This is a genomic window from Hahella sp. NS-SX17 (genome assembly GCF_057367735.1).
Genome location: NZ_CM170632.1, coordinates 7,293,809 through 7,312,345 on the forward strand (window position 1 = coordinate 7,293,809; position 18,537 = coordinate 7,312,345).

At 55.2% G+C, this 18,537-nt stretch carries 19 protein-coding genes; 10 read left to right on the forward strand and 9 right to left on the reverse strand.

The genetic code is table 11. The features are described 5' to 3' along the window. Window positions 1-80: 80 nt before the first annotated feature. Window positions 81-575: a TIGR00645 family protein gene (locus AC2IBB_RS32905; RefSeq protein ID WP_041600078.1), complete on the reverse strand. Its 495-nt coding sequence runs from the start codon at window positions 573-575 to the stop codon at window positions 81-83. Between the two features lie 353 nt (window positions 576-928). Here AC2IBB_RS32905 and AC2IBB_RS32910 point away from each other — a divergent pair, with 353 nt between their 5' ends. Both AC2IBB_RS32910 and AC2IBB_RS32915 read left to right on the forward strand, forming a co-directional pair. Further along, entirely contained in the window at window positions 929-1,639 is a 711-nt protein-coding gene (locus AC2IBB_RS32910; protein WP_486330837.1) for a choice-of-anchor N protein, read from the forward strand. Window positions 1,640-1,797: 158 nt separating this feature from the next. Next, window positions 1,798-2,409 carry a glutathione S-transferase gene (locus AC2IBB_RS32915; protein ID WP_486330838.1) on the forward strand — a complete coding sequence of 204 codons (612 nt, stop codon included), beginning with the start codon at window positions 1,798-1,800 and terminating at the stop codon, window positions 2,407-2,409. A 109-nt stretch (window positions 2,410-2,518) separates the two neighbouring features. On the opposite strand, the gene AC2IBB_RS32920 is transcribed toward AC2IBB_RS32915, so the two are convergent. The 5 genes from AC2IBB_RS32920 to AC2IBB_RS32940 are packed head-to-tail and all read right to left on the reverse strand — an operon-like array spanning window position 2,519 to window position 7,221. Next, on the reverse strand, window positions 2,519-3,286 hold the full coding sequence (locus AC2IBB_RS32920; RefSeq protein ID WP_486330839.1) for an SDR family oxidoreductase: 768 nt from the start codon (window positions 3,284-3,286) through the stop codon (window positions 2,519-2,521). Window positions 3,287-3,313: 27 nt separating this feature from the next. Further along, entirely contained in the window at window positions 3,314-4,012 is a 699-nt protein-coding gene (locus AC2IBB_RS32925; RefSeq protein ID WP_486330840.1) for a histidine phosphatase family protein, read from the reverse strand. Between the two features lie 45 nt (window positions 4,013-4,057). Then, the gene (locus AC2IBB_RS32930; RefSeq protein ID WP_486330841.1) at window positions 4,058-5,134 is read right to left on the reverse strand and encodes a phosphotransferase family protein; all 1,077 of its coding nucleotides are present in this window, start codon (window positions 5,132-5,134) and stop codon (window positions 4,058-4,060) included. Beyond that, a complete protein-coding gene (locus AC2IBB_RS32935; protein WP_486330842.1) occupies window positions 5,131-5,997 on the reverse strand; it encodes an SDR family oxidoreductase in 867 nt (288 codons plus the stop codon). Before AC2IBB_RS32935 ends, AC2IBB_RS32930 begins: the two co-directional genes overlap by 4 nt. Window positions 5,998-6,012: 15 nt before the next feature. After that, entirely contained in the window at window positions 6,013-7,221 is a 1,209-nt protein-coding gene (locus AC2IBB_RS32940) for an acyl-CoA dehydrogenase family protein (protein WP_486330843.1), read from the reverse strand. 151 nt (window positions 7,222-7,372) lie between these two features. Here AC2IBB_RS32940 and AC2IBB_RS32945 point away from each other — a divergent pair, with 151 nt between their 5' ends. Further along, a complete protein-coding gene (locus AC2IBB_RS32945; protein ID WP_486330844.1) occupies window positions 7,373-8,305 on the forward strand; it encodes a LysR family transcriptional regulator in 933 nt (310 codons plus the stop codon). A gap of 231 nt (window positions 8,306-8,536) precedes the next feature. Here AC2IBB_RS32945 and AC2IBB_RS32950 read toward each other — a convergent pair whose 3' ends face one another. Together AC2IBB_RS32950 and AC2IBB_RS32955 are read right to left on the reverse strand one after the other, a co-directional pair. Further along, on the reverse strand, window positions 8,537-9,067 hold the full coding sequence (locus AC2IBB_RS32950) for a 3'-5' exonuclease (RefSeq protein WP_486330845.1): 531 nt from the start codon (window positions 9,065-9,067) through the stop codon (window positions 8,537-8,539). 165 nt (window positions 9,068-9,232) lie between these two features. Further along, window positions 9,233-9,937, reverse strand: a complete 705-nt coding sequence (locus AC2IBB_RS32955; RefSeq protein ID WP_486330846.1) for a hypothetical protein — start codon at window positions 9,935-9,937, stop codon at window positions 9,233-9,235. Between the two features lie 216 nt (window positions 9,938-10,153). On the opposite strand from AC2IBB_RS32955, the gene queC reads away from it, so the two are divergent. From queC to AC2IBB_RS32970, 3 genes are all read left to right on the forward strand, one after another. Then, window positions 10,154-10,849, forward strand: a complete 696-nt coding sequence (gene queC, locus AC2IBB_RS32960; protein ID WP_486330847.1) for a 7-cyano-7-deazaguanine synthase QueC — start codon at window positions 10,154-10,156, stop codon at window positions 10,847-10,849. Continuing rightward, on the forward strand, window positions 10,837-11,490 hold the full coding sequence (gene queE / locus AC2IBB_RS32965; protein ID WP_486330848.1) for a 7-carboxy-7-deazaguanine synthase: 654 nt from the start codon (window positions 10,837-10,839) through the stop codon (window positions 11,488-11,490). Before queC ends, queE begins: the two co-directional genes overlap by 13 nt. Before the next feature lie 143 nt (window positions 11,491-11,633). Then, window positions 11,634-12,500 carry an AEC family transporter gene (locus AC2IBB_RS32970; protein WP_486330849.1) on the forward strand — a complete coding sequence of 289 codons (867 nt, stop codon included), beginning with the start codon at window positions 11,634-11,636 and terminating at the stop codon, window positions 12,498-12,500. A gap of 10 nt (window positions 12,501-12,510) precedes the next feature. On the opposite strand, the gene AC2IBB_RS32975 is transcribed toward AC2IBB_RS32970, so the two are convergent. Further along, window positions 12,511-14,859 carry a molybdopterin oxidoreductase family protein gene (locus AC2IBB_RS32975; RefSeq protein WP_486330850.1) on the reverse strand — a complete coding sequence of 783 codons (2,349 nt, stop codon included), beginning with the start codon at window positions 14,857-14,859 and terminating at the stop codon, window positions 12,511-12,513. 435 nt (window positions 14,860-15,294) lie between these two features. Between AC2IBB_RS32975 and AC2IBB_RS32980 the strand changes: the two genes are divergently transcribed. The 4 genes from AC2IBB_RS32980 to AC2IBB_RS32995 all read left to right on the forward strand — a co-directional run bounded on the left by AC2IBB_RS32980 (window position 15,295) and on the right by AC2IBB_RS32995 (window position 18,504). Then, window positions 15,295-15,972, forward strand: coding sequence for a DUF1722 domain-containing protein (locus AC2IBB_RS32980; protein ID WP_486330851.1), 678 nt, complete (start codon window positions 15,295-15,297; stop codon window positions 15,970-15,972). Further along, window positions 15,972-16,772 (forward strand): alpha/beta fold hydrolase, encoded by an 801-nt coding sequence (locus AC2IBB_RS32985; protein ID WP_486330852.1) that lies wholly within the window; start codon window positions 15,972-15,974, stop codon window positions 16,770-16,772. The genes AC2IBB_RS32980 and AC2IBB_RS32985 overlap by 1 nt, the downstream gene beginning before the upstream one ends. Further along, entirely contained in the window at window positions 16,769-17,794 is a 1,026-nt protein-coding gene (ansA, locus tag AC2IBB_RS32990; RefSeq protein WP_486330853.1) for an asparaginase, read from the forward strand. The genes AC2IBB_RS32985 and ansA overlap by 4 nt, the downstream gene beginning before the upstream one ends. A 164-nt stretch (window positions 17,795-17,958) precedes the next feature. After that, window positions 17,959-18,504, forward strand: a complete 546-nt coding sequence (locus AC2IBB_RS32995; protein WP_127974061.1) for a 3'-5' exonuclease — start codon at window positions 17,959-17,961, stop codon at window positions 18,502-18,504. Window positions 18,505-18,537: the final 33 nt, after the last annotated feature.

Consider the following 18,537-nt stretch of genomic DNA (forward strand, 5'->3'; position numbering starts at 1 on the left):
GGGGCTCAAAGGCCCCGGTTTTTCTCAGAATAAGCGCATCTCTCAGTTTGTCGTCAATCTGCGCTCGATAGCAGCGAACGCTAGTGATCCTTACGGGTGATCTTATCCAGATACCCCATACTAAATGCGGACACGACAAAGGTCATGTGAATTACCACGTACCAGAATAAATAGGTTTCCTCCACATTCTCCGCGTTCATGAATATTTTCAGCAGATGAATAGAGGAGATCGCGACGATAGAAGCCGCCACTTTATTTTTCAGGGTGCCGGAATCCACTTTGCCCAGCCAGCTAAGCTTTTCCTGCCCGTCAGCAATATCCAACTGTGAAACAAAGTTTTCGTAGCCGCTGAACATCACCATGACCAGCAAACCGCCAACCAAAGCCAGGTCAATCAGCGACAACACCACCAGCACCAGATCCGCCTCTTTCATGGAGAAGATCACTGGCAATACATGGAAGATCTCCTGGAAGAACTTCACGCCCAGCGCCAAAAGGGCCAAGCTTAAGCCCAAATAAATCGGGGCCAGTATCCAGCGCGCTGAATACATCAAATTTTCAATAAAACGCTCCATGATCTCCGCCTAAGTCTTACAAGATTGAGAAAAAGTGCCTTAATGGAATAACTTCCCGCTTGATGGGGGCTCAGCATAGCAAAAACAAGCATTTCAGCGTGAACCTTTCAGTAAGTTCATGGCTGGACGCCACTTACGGCTCAACGCTGGCAGATAAGATCCCTGTTAAAATAACCACACTGCATTTAGAAGATGTGTCACAAAAATTTACATTCACAAAGAATATGTAACAACACGTAACTCAGCTAGTGTCTGTTCATACTCATAAAGTTCCAGTATGGCGGGGTCATTGCTTATTTTTTGATGTAGTCCACCCTGTCATTAACCACGCTCGCAGTACAGGCTCAAGAGTCATGAAACAAACAACAACCTCACTCAAAACAATTGTCTTTTCTTCTGCCCTGCTCGCCTCCACCGGAGCATTCGCTCTTCCAGCGCTGCAAATTGGAATTGAGGATGGAACCTATGACATGGCGTCCGAGGATTCGGTAACCAGCGCCACCGCCTTTACACTTTATGCCTTAGCCGATACAGGTATCGTAGACGCGGGTTTATTTGATTTTCGCCTCAGCATCGCCGTCACTCCAAAACTATCGACGCCGACTGACTTGGGCAGCATTGTCGTCAATGGCGTCACCATTGATATCACCGACGATATGACTTACGGCACGCCTCCTGTAGAAGTGTCCAGCGGCAGCGCTGACCTGCCAGGTCACGGTATTTACGACACTTACTACTACGAAGTCGAATTCTCTTTCGACACGGGCAATAAGGCGACGCCTTATAACGTTCAGGACGACCCGGATGGATTCGCCCTGTATGGCGGTGCTGGCGACTACCTGTATTACAACGCCTTTGACTTCAATGTTTCAGGGTATACCGGGGCCGGGCTGCACTTTGACCTGTACGCGCTGGACTTCGACCGCAAAAAACCGATAGCGGCGTTTGCTCCATTCTCTCACGATGGCAGTTACAACCGCCGGGAAGTCCCTGAGCCAGCAGGCCTGGCGTTATTCGGCATCGCCTTGGTCGGATTGCTGGTATTCCGTCGCCGCTCAGCCTAAACAGAACAAAGCTTTTTTCATATAAACGCCGGTAACCGCCGGCGTTTTTTATTTCAGCGTCAGTATTTTTTACAGTGAACAAAACAGTTGACGTCAGCCGTCTAAGTTATTGACTATAGAAAACCTCAACGATAGGGAGTTGTTAACGGAGAAAGCATATGCAGCTCATCGGTTCACTTACCAGTCCTTTTGTCAGAAAGATCCGCATACAGTTATTAGAAAAGGGGCTTCCGTTTTCCCTGCTGGAGGAAATTCCCTGGAACGCGGACACCTCCGTGCCCAAGTTCAATCCCTTGGGCAAGGTGCCTGTTTTGATCGATGAACACGGTGAAATCTGGTTCGACTCGCCAGTCATCGCTGAATACGTCGAAACGCTGGAAACCCGCCATCGTCTGGTTCCGATCAAGTCTATCGACGCAGTCAGAGTACGTCAGCTGGAGGCGCTCGCAGACGGCGTTTGTGAAGCCGCCATCGCCATCTTTCTGGAGAAAAAGCGTCCATCGGAGCGACAGGGTCCAGAATGGATCGCCCGACAGGAGCAAAAAGTGGAGCGAGGCCTTGCTGCGCTGGAAAAGGCCACTGCCGGCAAGCAGTGGGCGTATAGTGATCATCTAACGCTCGCAGATATCGCTATTGGCTGTGTATTGGGATGGTACGACTTCCGCTTTGGCGACTCAGAATGGCGTAACAGCCACCCTCATTTGGCGGATTACGCAGACCGGCTGTTCAAACGCGAGTCATTCATTCAGACACAGCCCCCGGAATCCTGAGCCAGCGATTAACATGGCAATGATATTGCCGTGTTAATACTCGGGCGCGTTCATGCGCCTGCGCGGCGGCTCGCCCCGGGAGACAGGGCCTGATATGTGCAGGCCCTGCTTACGAAACCAGGTATCCCCCGTCCACCGCCAGCACCGACCCTGTCGTGTAAGAAGCAGCGTCGCTGACTAAATAAAGCACTGCGCCAGCCATTTCCGACGGTTCCGCAATACGATTCATCGGCACATGTTGCAGCAATTGTTTGCGAATCGCTTCGTTCTGCGTGAGCGCGGAGGCGAACTTGGTGTCTGTCCCACCCGGCAATAACGCATTCACCCGAATCCCCATACCGGCGCATTCCTTGGCGAAGGTTTTGGTCATGCTGATAACCGCCGCCTTGGTGATGGAATAGATGCCTTGGAAGTGCCCCGGAATAACGCCATTGACCGAGGCTACATTCACAATCTTGCCGCTCTTGTGGGCGCGCATCAGTTTGCCCGCCTCGACAGACATAAAGAAATAACCACGAATGTTCACATCGACGGTCTTCTGAAATACGCCCAGGTCCGTCTCCAGCACATGGCCGAAATAAGGATTAGTGGCGGCGTTGTTGACCAGGATATCCAGCTTGCCGTGCTTTTCTTTTATCTGGTCAAACAGCGAGGATATTTGCTCCATCTCGCCAATATGACAGGCGATAGCCTCTGCGGAACCGCCGTCGTCACGGATAGACTGGGCCACAGATTCACACCCTTCTGTTTTGCGACTGGACACAATCACATGCGCGCCATACTGCGCTAATGTTCTGGCGATGGACTCGCCAATCCCACGACTCGCGCCTGTGACCAGCGCAACTTGTCCTGATAACTGAAATAAATCTTTATTCATAATAAGACCTTGTAAACTCGCTTCAGCTCAGCGCCAGGTGACGTAACTGCGATCACTGCCGCTCTGCAAATAGCTGTAATTATTGAAATAAGCCAGCGAGCGACGTCCGCCGCCGCTATACATAATTTTGGTGACGGAAGCGTTGACGATGGACCAGTTCATATTGAACGCCGCCGAGGAAGACAGGCCAAGCACCTTCTGCAGAATCGCCGTTATAACGCCGCCGGAAGTGACGATGGCGATATTGCGCCCACCGCCGACTTCCTCCAGCGTGGCTTCAAAAGCGCGCACAGCCCTGTTGCTGAATACAGGCCAAGAGTCCATTCCCTCCCACTCGTCTTTCTGCAGCCACGCCACAATCACTTTCTCAAATACTTTCTGAAAGCTTCTCCGACGGTCCAACTCTCCGCTCACAAAGGCCGCCACTTCAGCATCTTTCTGCGCCAACTCAGGCATCACCCTGGCCAGCACTGCAGCATGGTCGAACTCATTGAAGCCATGGCTACGCATCACTTCCGCCTTATCCGCCATCGCGTTAAGAACCATTGACGCCGTGTCGATCTGACGACGTAGCAGACCACTTCGCCATGCATCCAGACGCAAGCCTTTGGTAATCAGGTAGGCTCCCAGTCTCTCCGCCTGGGCGCGCCCCAATTCCGACAACTGATCATAGTCATTGCTCCCGAAGCTGGCTTGCCCGTGACGAATCAAATAGACCGCGCCCATCAGTCGTCCTCTCGTTCAAGCTCAGGCATGGGCGAGCAGTCAAAGTCAGGACAAAGATGAGGCATGAATTTTGTCCCGTAAATAACCGTCCAGATACTGCACGGCCTGAATGAAACCGGCGAAACGCTGGTCCTGGGTCTGGCCGTGGTAGAAGCGGTAATAAATCTGCTGGATGATGACGACCAGTCGGAACATGCCGTACACCTCATAAAAATCGAAGCCTGGGATGCTGAGACCGGCGCGCTGCAGGTAATACTCGACAATCTCCGCGCGGCTCATCATTCCCGGCAAGTGCGTAGGCTGACGCCGCAGCATATGCAGCGGCGCCGGGTCGTCCCGCTGCACCCAATACGCCAGACTGTTGCCCAGGTCCATCAGCGGGTCGCCAATGGTGGCCATTTCCCAGTCCAGCACCCCGATAATGTTCATCAGGTTGTCGGCGTCGAGAACCAGGTTATCGAAGCGATAGTCGTTATGCACCAGACATTGCTGGATCTGCTTAGGCCTGTGCTGCTGCAGCCAGCTCATCACTTCTTCAAAATCCGGCGCGTCGTCCGTCCTTGCGCGTCGATAGCGGTCACACCAGCCGTCAATCTGCCTTTCGACGTAATCGCCTTCTTTCAACAAGACTTTAAGAGATGTACTCGCCCAATCCACCTGATGCAGTTCCACCAGACGATCCACCATATTGCGACATAAAGCGCGTTGATCCGATTCGCTGAAGCTCAGCCCCGCCGGCGGATCGCCTCGCAGAATGACGCCACTAAGGCGCTCCATGACATAAAACTCGCCGCCGATAAGGCTCTCATCCTCACAGAATGCCACCATGGCGGGCACATAGGGATACAGCTCCCGCAATCCCTGCATCACCTGATATTCCCGTCCCATATCATGAGCGGACTTAGCCTTACGCCCGAATGGCGGGCGTCGCAACACAAACTCCCGCTCAGGGTATTGCAGCAGATAGGTCAGGTTGGAAGCCCCGCCCGGGAACTGTTTTACTTGCGGTACACCTTGCAGGCTGGAAATATGCTGCTTAAGAAAGGCGTCTATGACTGATGCATTGAGTTCTTCGCCTGCGCGCACTACGCCAGCGCTATCCGTATAAGTGCTATCGCTCATCCTAGCGCCCGTCCATTGTCAGCCTCTTCCTGGCCGTTTTCACACTCCTGCTTTTTCGCCAGGAAGCGACGCCCCAGGGTTTTCATACTGCGCAGGTACACCGCCGGCGCATACCGTTTCAACCACCATAGCAGGCGATAGTTAGCGTGAGGCAGGATATAGAATTGCTGTTTTTCCACGCCATCATATAGCCGTTCCGCCACATCCGCCGCACTCAGTTTGGAGCCTGCAAACAGCTTCTCCATGGTTTCTTTAAGATTGGGGCTGGGAGATCTCGCAGTGTTGGCCAGCCCCGTAGAAAAGAAACCGGGACAAACAACATTAACGCCAACGCCAAAGGGCGACAGCTCGCCAATCAGCGTTTCAGTAAGCGCCACGACGCCAGCTTTGGCGGCGTTATACGAGCCCATTTCCGGCGCATGCACCAGTCCCGCCATAGAGGCGATATTAACAATCTGGCCGGAGCGCTGTCGTTTGAATAAGGGCGCAAATTCCTTGCAGCCCCGCACGACCCCCATAAGATCAATATCAATGACCCATTCCCAGTCTTCCAGCGGGGCTTCGCCGATGCCGCCATGGGCGGCGACGCCAGCATTGTTGACCAGGATATCCAGACCGCCCCAAAGTTCGACGATCTTGCGCCGCCAGGCTTGTATATCCCGCACCTTGGTGACGTCCACGTGCTGATAGAAAACGCGATTTTCGGGGAGCCCCAACGACTCCACTATCGCGCTCCCTGTATCATCCTGAACATCCGCGAAAGCCACGCGCCACCCCCGGCTTAGAAAATGCCGTGCGGTGGCCAACCCCAACCCGCTGGCGGCGCCGGTTATCGCGACGCGCTTTTCAGGAAATCGATGCATATCCCTTCCCCTGGTTCATTGTTGATATTTCTTAAGCTCATACTTGGCGATCAAGGCCCGATGCACTTCATCAGGACCATCCGCCAAGCGTAGCACTCGCGCATACCCAAACAGCGCCGTCAGCGGAAAATCATCGGAGACGCCAGCGCCGCCGTGCATCTGAATCGCCTGGTCCACGATACGCTGACACAAATTCGGCGCCACCACCTTGATCTGTGAGATGTCGCTCATCGCCGCAAACACGCCGTACTTATCCATTTTATACGCCGCCTGTAGCGTGAGCAGGCGGGCCATTTCAATATCCATACGCGCGTTGGCGATAATGTCCGCGTTCCCTCCCAGCTTCGCCAGTGGCTTACCAAAAGCAACACGGCTCAACGACCGCTCGCACATGAGCTGTAACGCCCTCTCCGCCGCACCAATAGCGCGCATGCAGTGGTGAATGCGGCCCGGCCCCAACCGCCCCTGGGCGATTTCAAACCCTCGCCCGGGACCAGCAATGATATTGGCTAAGGGAACGCGCACGTTTTCGAAATGGACTTCGCCATGACCGTAGGGTTCATCCAACTGACCGAAGACCGGCAGCATGCGCTTCACATTCACACCCGGCGTGTTACGCGGCACGATAACCATCGAGTGACGCTGGTGACGATCGGCGTCAGGATTGGTGACGCCCATAAAGATAAAGAACTCACAGCGGGGATGGCCGGCGTTAGAGGTCCACCATTTGCGGCCGTTCACCACCACCTCATCCCCTTCAACGACAATGGTCGCCTGCATGTTGGTGGCGTCGGAAGAAGCGACTTCTTTTTCCGTCATGGCGAACGCAGAGCGAATCTCTCCCGCCAGCAGAGGCTTTAGCCAGACGTCCTGCTGCTCATGAGAACCATAGCGCACCAATACCTCCATGTTGCCGGTGTCCGGCGCATTACAGTTAAAAACCTCAGGCGCAATAAACGACCATCCCATTTCCTCCGCCAGCGGGGCGTATTCCAGCGTGCTGAGTCCGGGGCCGTATTCCTCTTCCGGTAGAAACAGGTTCCACAAACCTTCCTTCTTCGCTTCCGCTTTTAAGATGTCCATGATCGGCGGTTGAGTCCAGGCCTGTCCGGGTTCGGCCAGATGGGCGTAATACTCTTGCTCCGCTGGCAATATTCGCTCGCGAATAAACTCACGAACTCGCTGAATATAGCTGGCGGCGCGCGGTGAATGATCGAATTCCATTGCTCACCTCAAAGTCAGATTTAGTCAGTACAGACGAGCGTTTTAGCGCGCTTCGTCTGTCGCGCTGCAAGCGCTTGCGTTAATGGCTAAACCATAGACACCGCCATATAATTAAACAAATGAATAATAGAAATAGATAAATATAAAAATTGTGCATATCAATCGTATCGACCTGAACTTGTTCGTCGTGTTCGACGCTATCTACAGCGAAGGCGGCATCACACGCGCTTCGGAAGTGTTGCATTTAACTCAACCAGCCGTGAGCCATGCTCTCAACCGTCTGCGGGAAGCGCTTGGCGACGAGCTGTTCATCCGCTCATCCCGCGGCATGACGCCAACCCCTTACGCTCATCAATTAATCGGCACGGTGAGACAGGCGCTAAATCAGTTACAACGCGGCCTGCAGCAAGGCCAGGAGTTCGCTCCCGCGCAATTGGAGACCAGTTTCAGACTGTGTGTACGGGACCTGTTCGATGTGTTGCTCTTGCCGGTGCTGATCAGGAATTGCCGGGCGATCGCCCCGAAAGTGGTCTTTAACTGTCTGCGCTCACCCCGTGAGCAAATCCTTCATGATCTGGCCAGCGGCCGCATTGATCTGGCCGCCGACGTATTAATCAGTCACGACGACAGTATCTGTCACGAAAAGTTGTTTGAAGATCGTTTGACCTGTCTGTTGCGCAAAGACCATCCCGCCCTGACTGAGGAATGGAGTCTGGCGGAGATGTTGCGTTGGCCTCATGTGCAGGTTTCCTCCCGCGAGCATGGCCCGGGTTATGAAGACATCCAGTTATCCCGGCACGGACTGCAGCGAAAGTTGGGGCTGCGCACGCCCAACTTCTACGGCGCGGCGCTAACAGCAGCCAGCAGCGATTTGATCCTGTGTGCGCCGGAACAGGTGGCGCGGCGCCTAACGCAAACTATTCCTTTACAGGTCGCGCCTTTTCCTTTGACGCTAAACCCATTAGAGACTTATCTCTACTGGCACAGATCGACGGATCGCGAGCCTGCTCACATCTGGTTGAGGGAGCAAACGCAAAAGGCTTTGGCGCAGGGATTACAGGCGGTTGAGAAGGGCGTCATCTAACGTAAAACCTAGGTAAATCAGGGCCTCGGTATTCACCTACAGTAAAAGCGGGGGGGCTGAACCATACTTTTTAGTGTGTCAATTGTAGGGTTTAAACGACACGGGAACGTTGGACTCCCAACGCACTCCATACCCTCTTGCATTTCCTTAATGTAAGCACAAAAGTGCTCTCCTGAGCGGGTTACTGCAGGCGCAAGCAGTCTCCCGCTTTTTTTGCGCCCGCCGCTCAGATCACTGGCTTTGTTCGATGACCATTTTCCAGGTTGTATAGAGAATCTGCGCATCATTGGCGGCGCGGTGGGTTTCCACGCCTAATGTCTCAATGGCGCGACGGCGCGTATCCGCCCAGTTATTCACCTGCTGCGGCGCCAGAAGTGAGGCGATGGATTCCAGTTTAAAGGCAGGTTGTAGCTTAGCGGCTCTGAACAGGCGATGTAGCCAAAAGCTGTCAAAGGTCCAGGCGTCGCAATAGACATGTTCGGGAAGCAATTCATTGAGCGCATGCGCCACATCGACGATATTGACGCCTTCCTCCTGCAACTGCTGCCGGGTGATGCCGTGAATGGCGCAGGCTTCTTCAGACCAGTCCGTCCACAGGGGCGCAGGACGCAGCAACCAACTATGAATGGCGCCATCCGGCAGACAAACGCCCACTTCAATCGGATAACTGCAAATCAGATCCAGACTTGATGCTTCAAAGTCGATAAAGCAGGGTTGTTCTTGTAATGCTTCTATCTGCGAAGCCATTGTCTCAAAGGACATATTCGGTTCGTTTTTCACATACTCCTCACGGCATCCTCTGTGCGGCGACGTATCCGCCACTCTCCCCTGTCGCAAGACGGGGCGCCTGTACCGGCCACTTCAACATCTCGCCTTGTGGCGAGCGGACCGATGCGGAGGACGTCGATCTTAAACACGGCGGAGCGCCTATCCCGCTCCGGCCTCGGCAAGTTCCTTTTCCAGCAGTATGACTGCGGCTTTAGCCGACGCTCCCGATATGGGCGTGTATATTATTTGGTCGCCGGCTACTTCAGGCCAGTAGACAAGCATACTCTGATCTTTAGCGCCGGAGGTATAGTAAATGACCGTAAGTATCCCAGGACGCTCATCCGCGATGTACTTGATGGCGGCCTTATCTGCGCGACGGGAAAGGTCTATCAACACCGGATCGGGATAGCGGTCAAATTGCTCAGACTGCACCAGCTCACTGGCGAGATAGTTGCGCAGGCTGACAAAATCAGGGTTATCTGGAAACAGCAGCATCTCCTCCGCCAGACTGGCCGCCCGCGCCGTAATCAGCGCGCTGTCTTCGGTGGAAGGGTCGCTGAACTGTGGAGGAATACCAGCCGCAGCGGCGGGCATCATATTAAGCAGGCTGGGCCAATCCTCCGCTTGCGCCGCCATCTCCCAGTTACTGCGCTCCGGCGTTTGCAAATAAGCCAGACCGCCCCAAGCCAGCGCCCCGACGAGAAACATACCGCTTTGACGGCGACGTCGCTTTTCTTCCGCCTTGATTTTGATCGGCTGGCGGCGCATTCGCTTGGCCCCCAATCCCAGCATCGCCAATGCGGCGACCAGACAAAGCACAACTGCGAAAATCTGACCCAACAGGGCTAGCTGAACCGGACTCATAGGCGTTCCCCCTTGGTACTTCTCTCGCCCGGGAGCGGAGATCGCGATAACACGACGCCGGGGCGCGGCGCATCTCGGGACGCCGGCCCTTCTTTTCTGTATAGCAGATTTTCCCCAATTTGCCGCTTTTACGACGCCCGGATCAGGGCATGAACGGACGACAGCCACTATAGCCCGCGGTATAATGCGCTTTTGTTCTCTCACAAGCGGTAGGCAATGAATCAGTCTGATACGTCTCTTATTCCAAATCGCGCCGTCGCCATTTTTTCCGGCGGTATGGACTCATTCACTCTTCTCAACGAGTTAGTGGCGGAAGGTAAAGAAGTTTTCGCCCTCTCTTTCAACTATGGACAGCGACACAGCAAAGAGCTGGTCTGCGCCAGACAGGTATGTGAAAACCTGAATGTCGCCCATAAGATCATTGATATCACCGCCATCAATTCTCTGCTGGCCGGCTCTTCTCTGACTGACGATATTCAGGTGCCGGAAGGGCACTATGAAGAAGAGAACATGAAATCCACCGTAGTGCCTAATCGCAATATGATTCTGCTGTCTCTGGCGATTGGTTACGCCGTGTCTCTCAAAGCCGAAGCCGTCTATTACGGCGCTCATGGCGGCGATCACGCCATCTATCCGGACTGCCGCCCGGCATTCGTGGAAATCATGGGGGAAGCGTCCAAGCTCGCCAATTATGAGCCAGTGGAAGTCCGCGCCCCGTACCTGTACGAAACCAAAATTGAAATTCTGCGCAGAGGCCTGACGTTAGGCCTGGACTACGGTCAGACCTGGACCTGCTATAACGGTCGCGAAAAAGCCTGCGGCAAGTGCGGTTCCTGCGTTGAGCGCCTGGAAGCCTTTGAAAAGAATGATGCGACCGACCCCCTGGCGTACGAGTCTGTATGTACCGGGTAAAAGAAGCTTTCTATACCCTGCAAGGGGAAGGGGCGCACCAAGGGCGCCCCGCCGTGTTCTGTCGCTTCAGCAAATGCAATCTGTGGACAGGTCGAGAAAAGGACCGCGCCGGGGCCGTTTGCAACTTCTGCGACACAGACTTTAACGGCGTGGACGGCCAAAATGGCGGTAAGTTCGCGACAGCGGAAGAGCTGGCGGATCATATCCTCGCATTCTGGCCGTCAGAGCAAGATAACCGCTTTGTCGTCTGTACCGGCGGCGAGCCACTGCTGCAGTTGGATGCCCCCTTGATCGCGGCCTTCCATGCCAGAGGTTTCGAAGTCGCCGTGGAAACCAACGGCACCCTGCCCGCTCCAGCGGGAATCGACTGGTTATGCGTCAGCCCCAAAGGCCGGGCGGAAGTCGTGATCACAGAGTGCGACGAGCTCAAGCTGGTCTACCCGCAACCCGAGGCTCCGCCGGAGCGTTTCTCTGATATTATCGCTGGTCGTTATTACCTTTCTCCCATGGCCAATCCTCTGGTTCGGGAAGGTAATGACGAACAGAAGCGCCAGAATACTCAGTTAGCGATGGAGTATTGTATGAATCATCCCAAATGGCGGCTGAGCGTTCAGCTCCATAAGATTCTCGGCATCGACTGACCCGGCCTTAGCCACTATTGCGTATAGCCACCAATACTGGGCGCCGCCGACAATACCAACCTCCGACTCCCTAACGGACGCGATATATGCAGGTCAGCGCCGCCCTTGTTCCGGTCTTCATCCTCATCCTTATTGGATATGGCATGCGTCGCCTTAACTTTCCCGGCGACAGCTTCTGGCCGCCGGCGGAAAAGTTTCTCTATTATTTTCTGTTCCCCATGATGCTGGTGGACAAACTCACCTACGCCAAGCGCGATGGGTTACTGCTGGATCGTTTATTTTTGGCGATATTACTGGCGTTCGCTGTCGCTACAGTGTTGATGATCGGCTTACAACGCTGGCGGCGGTGGTCAGGCCCCCGTTTCACCTCGGTTTACCAGGGCGCCGTGCGCTTCAACTCCTATGTGGGGCTGGCCGCTGTGCAGGCGTTGCAGGGCGATCAGGGACTGGCGCTGGCGGCGCTGTCCATGTCCATGATGATCCCTCTGATCAATGTGCTGTGCATCGGCGCCTTCGCGCTTTATGTGGAGCAATCAGCGCCTGGCTGGCGTGGCGTGGGCAAAGCGATCATTACGAACCCGCTGATATTGGGAAGTCTGGCGGGACTGACCTTCAACAGTCTCGGGATTGGTTTCCCAGACGCAGTCAACCAAGTATTAAAGCTGGTAGGCAATATGGCGCTGCCGTTGGGCCTGCTGTGCGTTGGCGCTGCGCTGGACCTGCGCAGCCTGAAAGGCGCCGGCGGCTCGCTCATGATCAGCAGCGCCTTCAAGCTGGGCCTGTTCCCGCTCATATTCGTCGGCAGCGCGTTGGCGTTACAGCTGCCGCCGCTCAATGTCGCGGTGTTCGCCGTACTTGGCTGCCTGCCCACAGCAACGGCGTCCTATATCTTGGCGCGCCAGCTTGGCGGCGATGCGCCACTCATGGCGGGCATCATCAGCGCGCAAACGCTGATGGCCATGGTCACCATGCCGCTGGCGCTTTCCCTGCTGACTGCGGCGCTGCTGTGACGGGGCTGAGCTAAACCGCCACCGAGCCGCCCTGCTTCTGCGCGCCAGTGCTTCGGTTTTTGCCTTTACGACCCGTTGCGGACTTCACTGTCACAGGAACGCCATTCAGCGCCGCATTGCCGGATAGCGGATCAACCCATAGTTCGTCGGTCAGGTCGTTTACACTGACGCCTCCATGAGCACTGGCCGTGCGCCAGTTAACGCCGCTGCGCTTATGCCCCCATCCATGGGGAATGCTGACCACGCCGGGCATAATATCTTCCGTCAACTCCACAGGCAGAACCACAACGCCCACCCGAGAGCGCACTTCCGCGTCTTCACCGTCACGGACTCCATAGCGGCTGGCGTCGCGAGGGTGCATCAACAGCGTACAACGGTTCTTGCCCTTCACCAGACGATGGCTATTGTGCAGCCAGGAATTGTTAGAGCGCACATGGCGGCGGCCAATTAACAGAACCCCTTCCTCCACATTCTCACTCAGTAAGGCTTTCACCCGGGACAAGTCGCTGAGATATATCTTTGGCGCCAGATTAATGCGCTTGTCTTTGGTGAACAAACGCTGCGGCAAACAAGGACGCAGTGGTCCCAAATCCACGCCATGTGGATGCTGAAGCAATGTTTTGATGGAAAGCCCTTTCCGCAAATCACGATTTGCGTCGCTCAAGGGGCCCTGTTTCCAGAGTTGCCGCAATGGATGTGCAGGATGTAGGGCCTGCAGCGCTCGCTCCAGGTAACCGGACCAGCGCCCAGACGCAGGCAGGTCGCGACCATAAGGACCCAGCTGTAGATAGATATCCGCCAGACCATCCGGACCCAGGCGTTTCAACAGCTTGTACTTGATTTCCGCTTCGATAGAGGAGCGCAAATCGCGACTGCTCAGGCGCCGTGACAACTCCAGAAATATCTCCCAGTCGTGCAGCTCGTTGTCCTCTTTAGGAAACAGCGGCGGGGAATATTTCACGGTGTTGCGCACCGCCAGCGCGGCGAACACGATATCGATATGGCTGCGTTGCAAGGGACCGGCGGGAGGGAGAATGATATCCGCATGCCGTGAGGTTTCGGTGACGTACATATCAATACTCACCATAAATTCCAGTGAACTGAACGCCTCATCCAGACGCCCGCCATTGGGGGAAGACAGCACAGGATTGCCCGCGACCACCACCATGGCTTTGATCTGCTCAGGCCCCTCGGTCAGGATCTCTTCCGCCAGTGTCGCCGCCGGCAGTTCACCGCCAAATTCAGGTAAACCGCGAACGCTGCTGCGATAGCGATCAAAATGCCCTTTGTGTCCGGACATCGCGCCAATTGCAGGCAAATCAATAGCGGGCTGGGTAAACATCAATCCCCCGCGCCGATCCAGATGGCCGGTCAGTATGTTGATGCAGTAAATCAACCAGACGCATAATCCGCCATAGCGTTGCACGCTGACGCCCATCCGCCCGTATAAAACCGCCTGACGGGTCTGCGCCAGCTCTCTGGCCAAACGCCGAATGTCGTCTGCCGCCACGCCAGTGGCCTGCGCAACGCGATCGACAGGATAAGCTTCGCCCGCCAGTCTCAACAGCTCCACATCGTCAATGATATCGGAGAGGTGACCCAGGTTGATCAGGTCCTCATCGAACAGGGTGTTGATAATCGCCAACAACAGCAGCACATCCGTTCCCGGTCGTATAAAGATATGCTCATCCGCCACTTTCGCCGTTTCCGCCTTACGTGGGTCAATGGTGACGACTTTGCCCCCGCGTTCGCGAATGGCCTTGAGTCTGCGCTCAACGCCGCCTGCGCTCATCAGGCTGCCATTGGACGCCAGCGGATTGCCGCCGATGCAGACGAAAAGGTCGCAGCGGTCGATGTCCGGCACCGGAAACATCCCCTGATTTCCAAACATCGTGAGATTAGCCAGCATATGCGGTAGTTGGTCGAGGGAGGTGGCGGAAAAGCGCTTCCTGGTGGCCAGGGCGCGCAGGAACGGCAAAATAAAGAGCGTATTGCCGTGGTCATGTACGTTGGGGTTGCCCAAATATACGCCCAACGCATTACGCCCATGCTCCTCACGCACTTGAATCAGGCGCTGGGCCGTGTAATCCAGGGCTTCGCTCCAGGAAATTTCCTCCCAGCCGTCGGCAGTGCGCCGCAAAGGCTGGCGCAAGCGGTCTGGATCATTCTGCAGATCTTGCAGCGCCACCGCCTTCGGACAGATAAACCCTTCACTGAAGGGATCTTCCTCATCGCCTTTAATGCTGATCACTTCATCGCCATGGGCTTCAATACGAAGGCCGCACATCGCTTCGCACAGCGTGCAGTTTCGAAAGTGGACCTCCCTGGACTCAGCTTCAACGCCAGTATTCACAGTCATGCGCGGACCTCGCTCTGCTTGTATTGTTATATCCGTTTTGGGAACCAAAGCTTTTTGGCTGACGTCTGCAGCATCAAGCTGTTACTTTTTGTCTAACCTTTTTTTCATATTTACCGCTCTGGCCCCGATGCTTCAGAGTATGCGCCGCAGCGCGGCGTAAAAACCATGATAAAAGTCCGCCACGCGGCGGACCAATGGCCGAATGAGACAATTTATAGGCCTAACCGCGGGACCTCAGCGCTTTCACATCGCAACAGCAATACTTTTTTCACATAGTGCGGAAATTAATGTCGTTCTTTGCTGCACATGCGTCTACATTTTGCCTTTGCAAAACGTTATTTTGGGCGTCTGGCGCTGTAAATGACGGACTCATAACTAAAACGACTATAGAGAACGAGACAAACCAACCGAACAAGAGGCCATCCGGCGAACCCTATGCCACAATTTCTTTTTGACATCGACCCAGGCTATCTCAGCCTTCCTCAGCTGCAGCACCAGCTCAACATGCTGCAGGGAGCCATCAGGAAACCGGAAAAAATCCAGCAGGACCCTCACCTGAAGTCCTGGCGGGGACACGTGGACGCATTGATAACCATGTACAACCTGGTGGTCAGCGAGATCAATCTGCGGCAGAACAGCACCCTTCCCTATATTCACGCTTCAGGGGAGTCCCTGATCTGGCCCGCACGCCCCGGCATGCCAGTGGCGGAACAGTGGCCTCAGGCGGAAGCCGGCGCGCGTCTTCCCAGTCCTCGCAACGACCAGGCCTTGTGGGCGCAGCATAAGTACTCCGTGATGGCGCGGAATCAAGGCATGTACCAATCTCTTGGCCGCGCCGTCGCCGCCCGTGAAATCAGTTTGGGAGATCTGGCGGAAGAGCTGGTCGCCGCCCTGCGCGTACCGCCTCCTTTGGGAGGTTTACGCAACGCGGTCTGGCATATGTGGGGTTATATTTCACAGTTTTCCCAGCTCAAGCCGGACAATACGCCCCTTCCTACCGTATTCCGTGAGATCCAGCTGCTGTCGGGCAAACATCAGTCCGCCTATCTGCTAAACTCCACGGCTTTGGGCGAACTAGCCTATTGGTGTTGGTTATTCGAAGGTAAACATTAATGCTGCAGTTGCATCATCGCGTTCAGGGAAACACTCAGGAATCTACTGGAGACAAAACGCCCCTGGTTTTGATCCACGGCCTGTTCGGCTCTATGGAAAATCTGGGCGGTATCGCCCGATTGCTTGCCGATAATTTTGTCATTCACTCCCTGGACATGCGCAATCACGGCCGCTCGCCTCATGCGCAGATGATGGACTATTCCCTTATGGCGGCGGACGTCATCCGCTACATGGACAAAGCAGGCGTCGCCAAAGCCCACCTGCTGGGACACTCCATGGGCGGCAAGACCGCCATGCAGATTGCGCTGGAATACCCTCAGCGCGTTGAGAAACTGATCGTGGCGGACATTGCGCCAGTCGCCTATCCACCTCATCACAAAGACATCCTCACAGGGCTCACGGCTCTGGACCCTGCGTCGCTATCCTCCCGACAGGAGGCCGACGAGCTGGTCAAACCCTACGTGCCGGAGCTGCCGGTGCGTCAGTTTCTGTTGAAGAACCTGCAGAAAGGCGTAGACGGACGCTTTTCCTGGCGCATGAATTTGCCTGCAATTCAGCAGAACTACATGAATATTATGGCGGGCCAGGATGCACAGCAGCCTTTCCCTGGACCCGTCTTGTTTGTCAAGGGTGGAAACTCCGACTACATCCAGCCCAAGCATCGTGAGCATATAGCGCGTTTGTTTCCCGCGGCGGGCTTGCGGGTCATTCCGCATACGGGACACTGGCTGCACGCGGAGAAGCCGGAACTCTTCGCTCGCGTGGCTGAACGTTTCCTGATGAACGAGGATTCAGAATGAACAAACGCATATTCATCATCTACACCGGCGGCACCATCGGCATGGTACGCTCCCCACAAGGCTATGTGGCCGTCAGCGGCCTGCAGAAGCTGATCGATGAAAAAATTCCGCCGCGCCTGTCCATGGACATGCCGGATTACGACCTCTTCGAATATCCAGACCCCATCGACAGCAGCAACATCAGACCACCGGAATGGGCCCGCATCGCCAAAGACATCAGTGACCGCTATGACGATTACGACGGCTTCGTCGTTTTACATGGCACCGATACCATGGCTTACACCGCCTCGGCGTTGTCCTTCCTGTTGCGGGACCTGACCAAACCCGTCATCGTCACCGGCTCTCAAATTCCCCTCAGCGAGCTGCGCAACGACGCCCAGACCAACTTGGTGACCGCGATTGAACTCGCCAGTTCCTACACTATTCCTGAGGTTTGCCTGTACTTTAATGGCGTCTTGTTGCGAGGGAACCGTAGCAGCAAATTGCTCGCCACGGGTTTTGAAGCTTTCGCCAGCCCGAATTATCCCCACCTCGCCGATGTCGGCATCTATATTGAGCTGAATCAACACGCGCTACTGCCTGTTCCCGATAAGATCCGTTTTGAGCTGCCGGATTATCACTTCGCCCAGGTGCGCGTATTGTCGTTGTATCCGGGAATTGAAGCGGAGGTCATTAAAGCGATGACGCAGACGCCCTGTCGTGCGCTGATATTACGCACCTATGGCGTCGGCAACGGACCCAGTCTCGATAAGCCCTTCCTGAAAGCGCTGGAGCAGGCCCATCAACGCGGCGTGGTCCTAACGAGCCTGACCCAGTGCACTTCCGGCAGCGTCAATCTGGGTAGTTACGCCGCCGGCTCGGAGCTGGCGAAGACCGGTCTGTTGGGTGGCGGAGATATGACCGTGGAAGCGGCTTTCGCCAAACTGCATCATTTGTGCGCCCTGGGCTTAAGCAGTGACGAAATTCGGACGGCAATCAGCAAGCCACGCGCCGGAGAAATTACGGCAAAGAAATCTCAATAAAATCAGCAAGATAAAGAATAGCTTGCGTAAAGTCCGGTTTTGACACATGCTTGCACACTCAACAGCGGGTACGTAGATCCACGTATCAAACGTTGGACCTAAGGGCCCGAGCAAAATAAGAAGAAGTACATCAAGCCTCACCATTAACTCAACGCGAGGTTGACATGGCTCAAAACCAACCAAAAGCTAGCTTGCCTGCGATTATTGATGTGGAAGCCTCTGGCTCCGGCCGGGGTAGCTACCCCATTGAAGTAGGTTTTATTCGCGCGGATGGATTTTCTTATTGCAGTTTGATCAAACCACAACCTACCTGGACGGATTGGGACGAAAGCGCCCAACAGGCTCACGGCGTCAGCCGACAGACCCTGGCCGCCCGGGGTAAAGATGTACGGGACGTGGCCCGGGATCTTAACGCCCAGTTAGCCGGGCAAACCATCTATAGCGACGCCTGGGGACAGGATTTCGCCTGGTTGTCTCTGCTGTTTGCAGAAGCGGGCGTACCGATGGAGTTTAAAGTAGAGCCGCTCAGTATGCTGATGTCGGAAACGCAGAAATCAGTTTGGGGCGCCACCCGCGCCCGAGTCGAACAAATGCTGGGACTGCCTCGTCATCGCGCCAGCGGCGACGCCCGTATTCTGCAGATGACCTACCACTGGTCCAGTGGCTCGGAGCAATGCCGATCTCAACACGCCGCTCTAGGCGCAGCCTGAGGTTAACGATCTCTATAAGCCGGCGTAGACCCG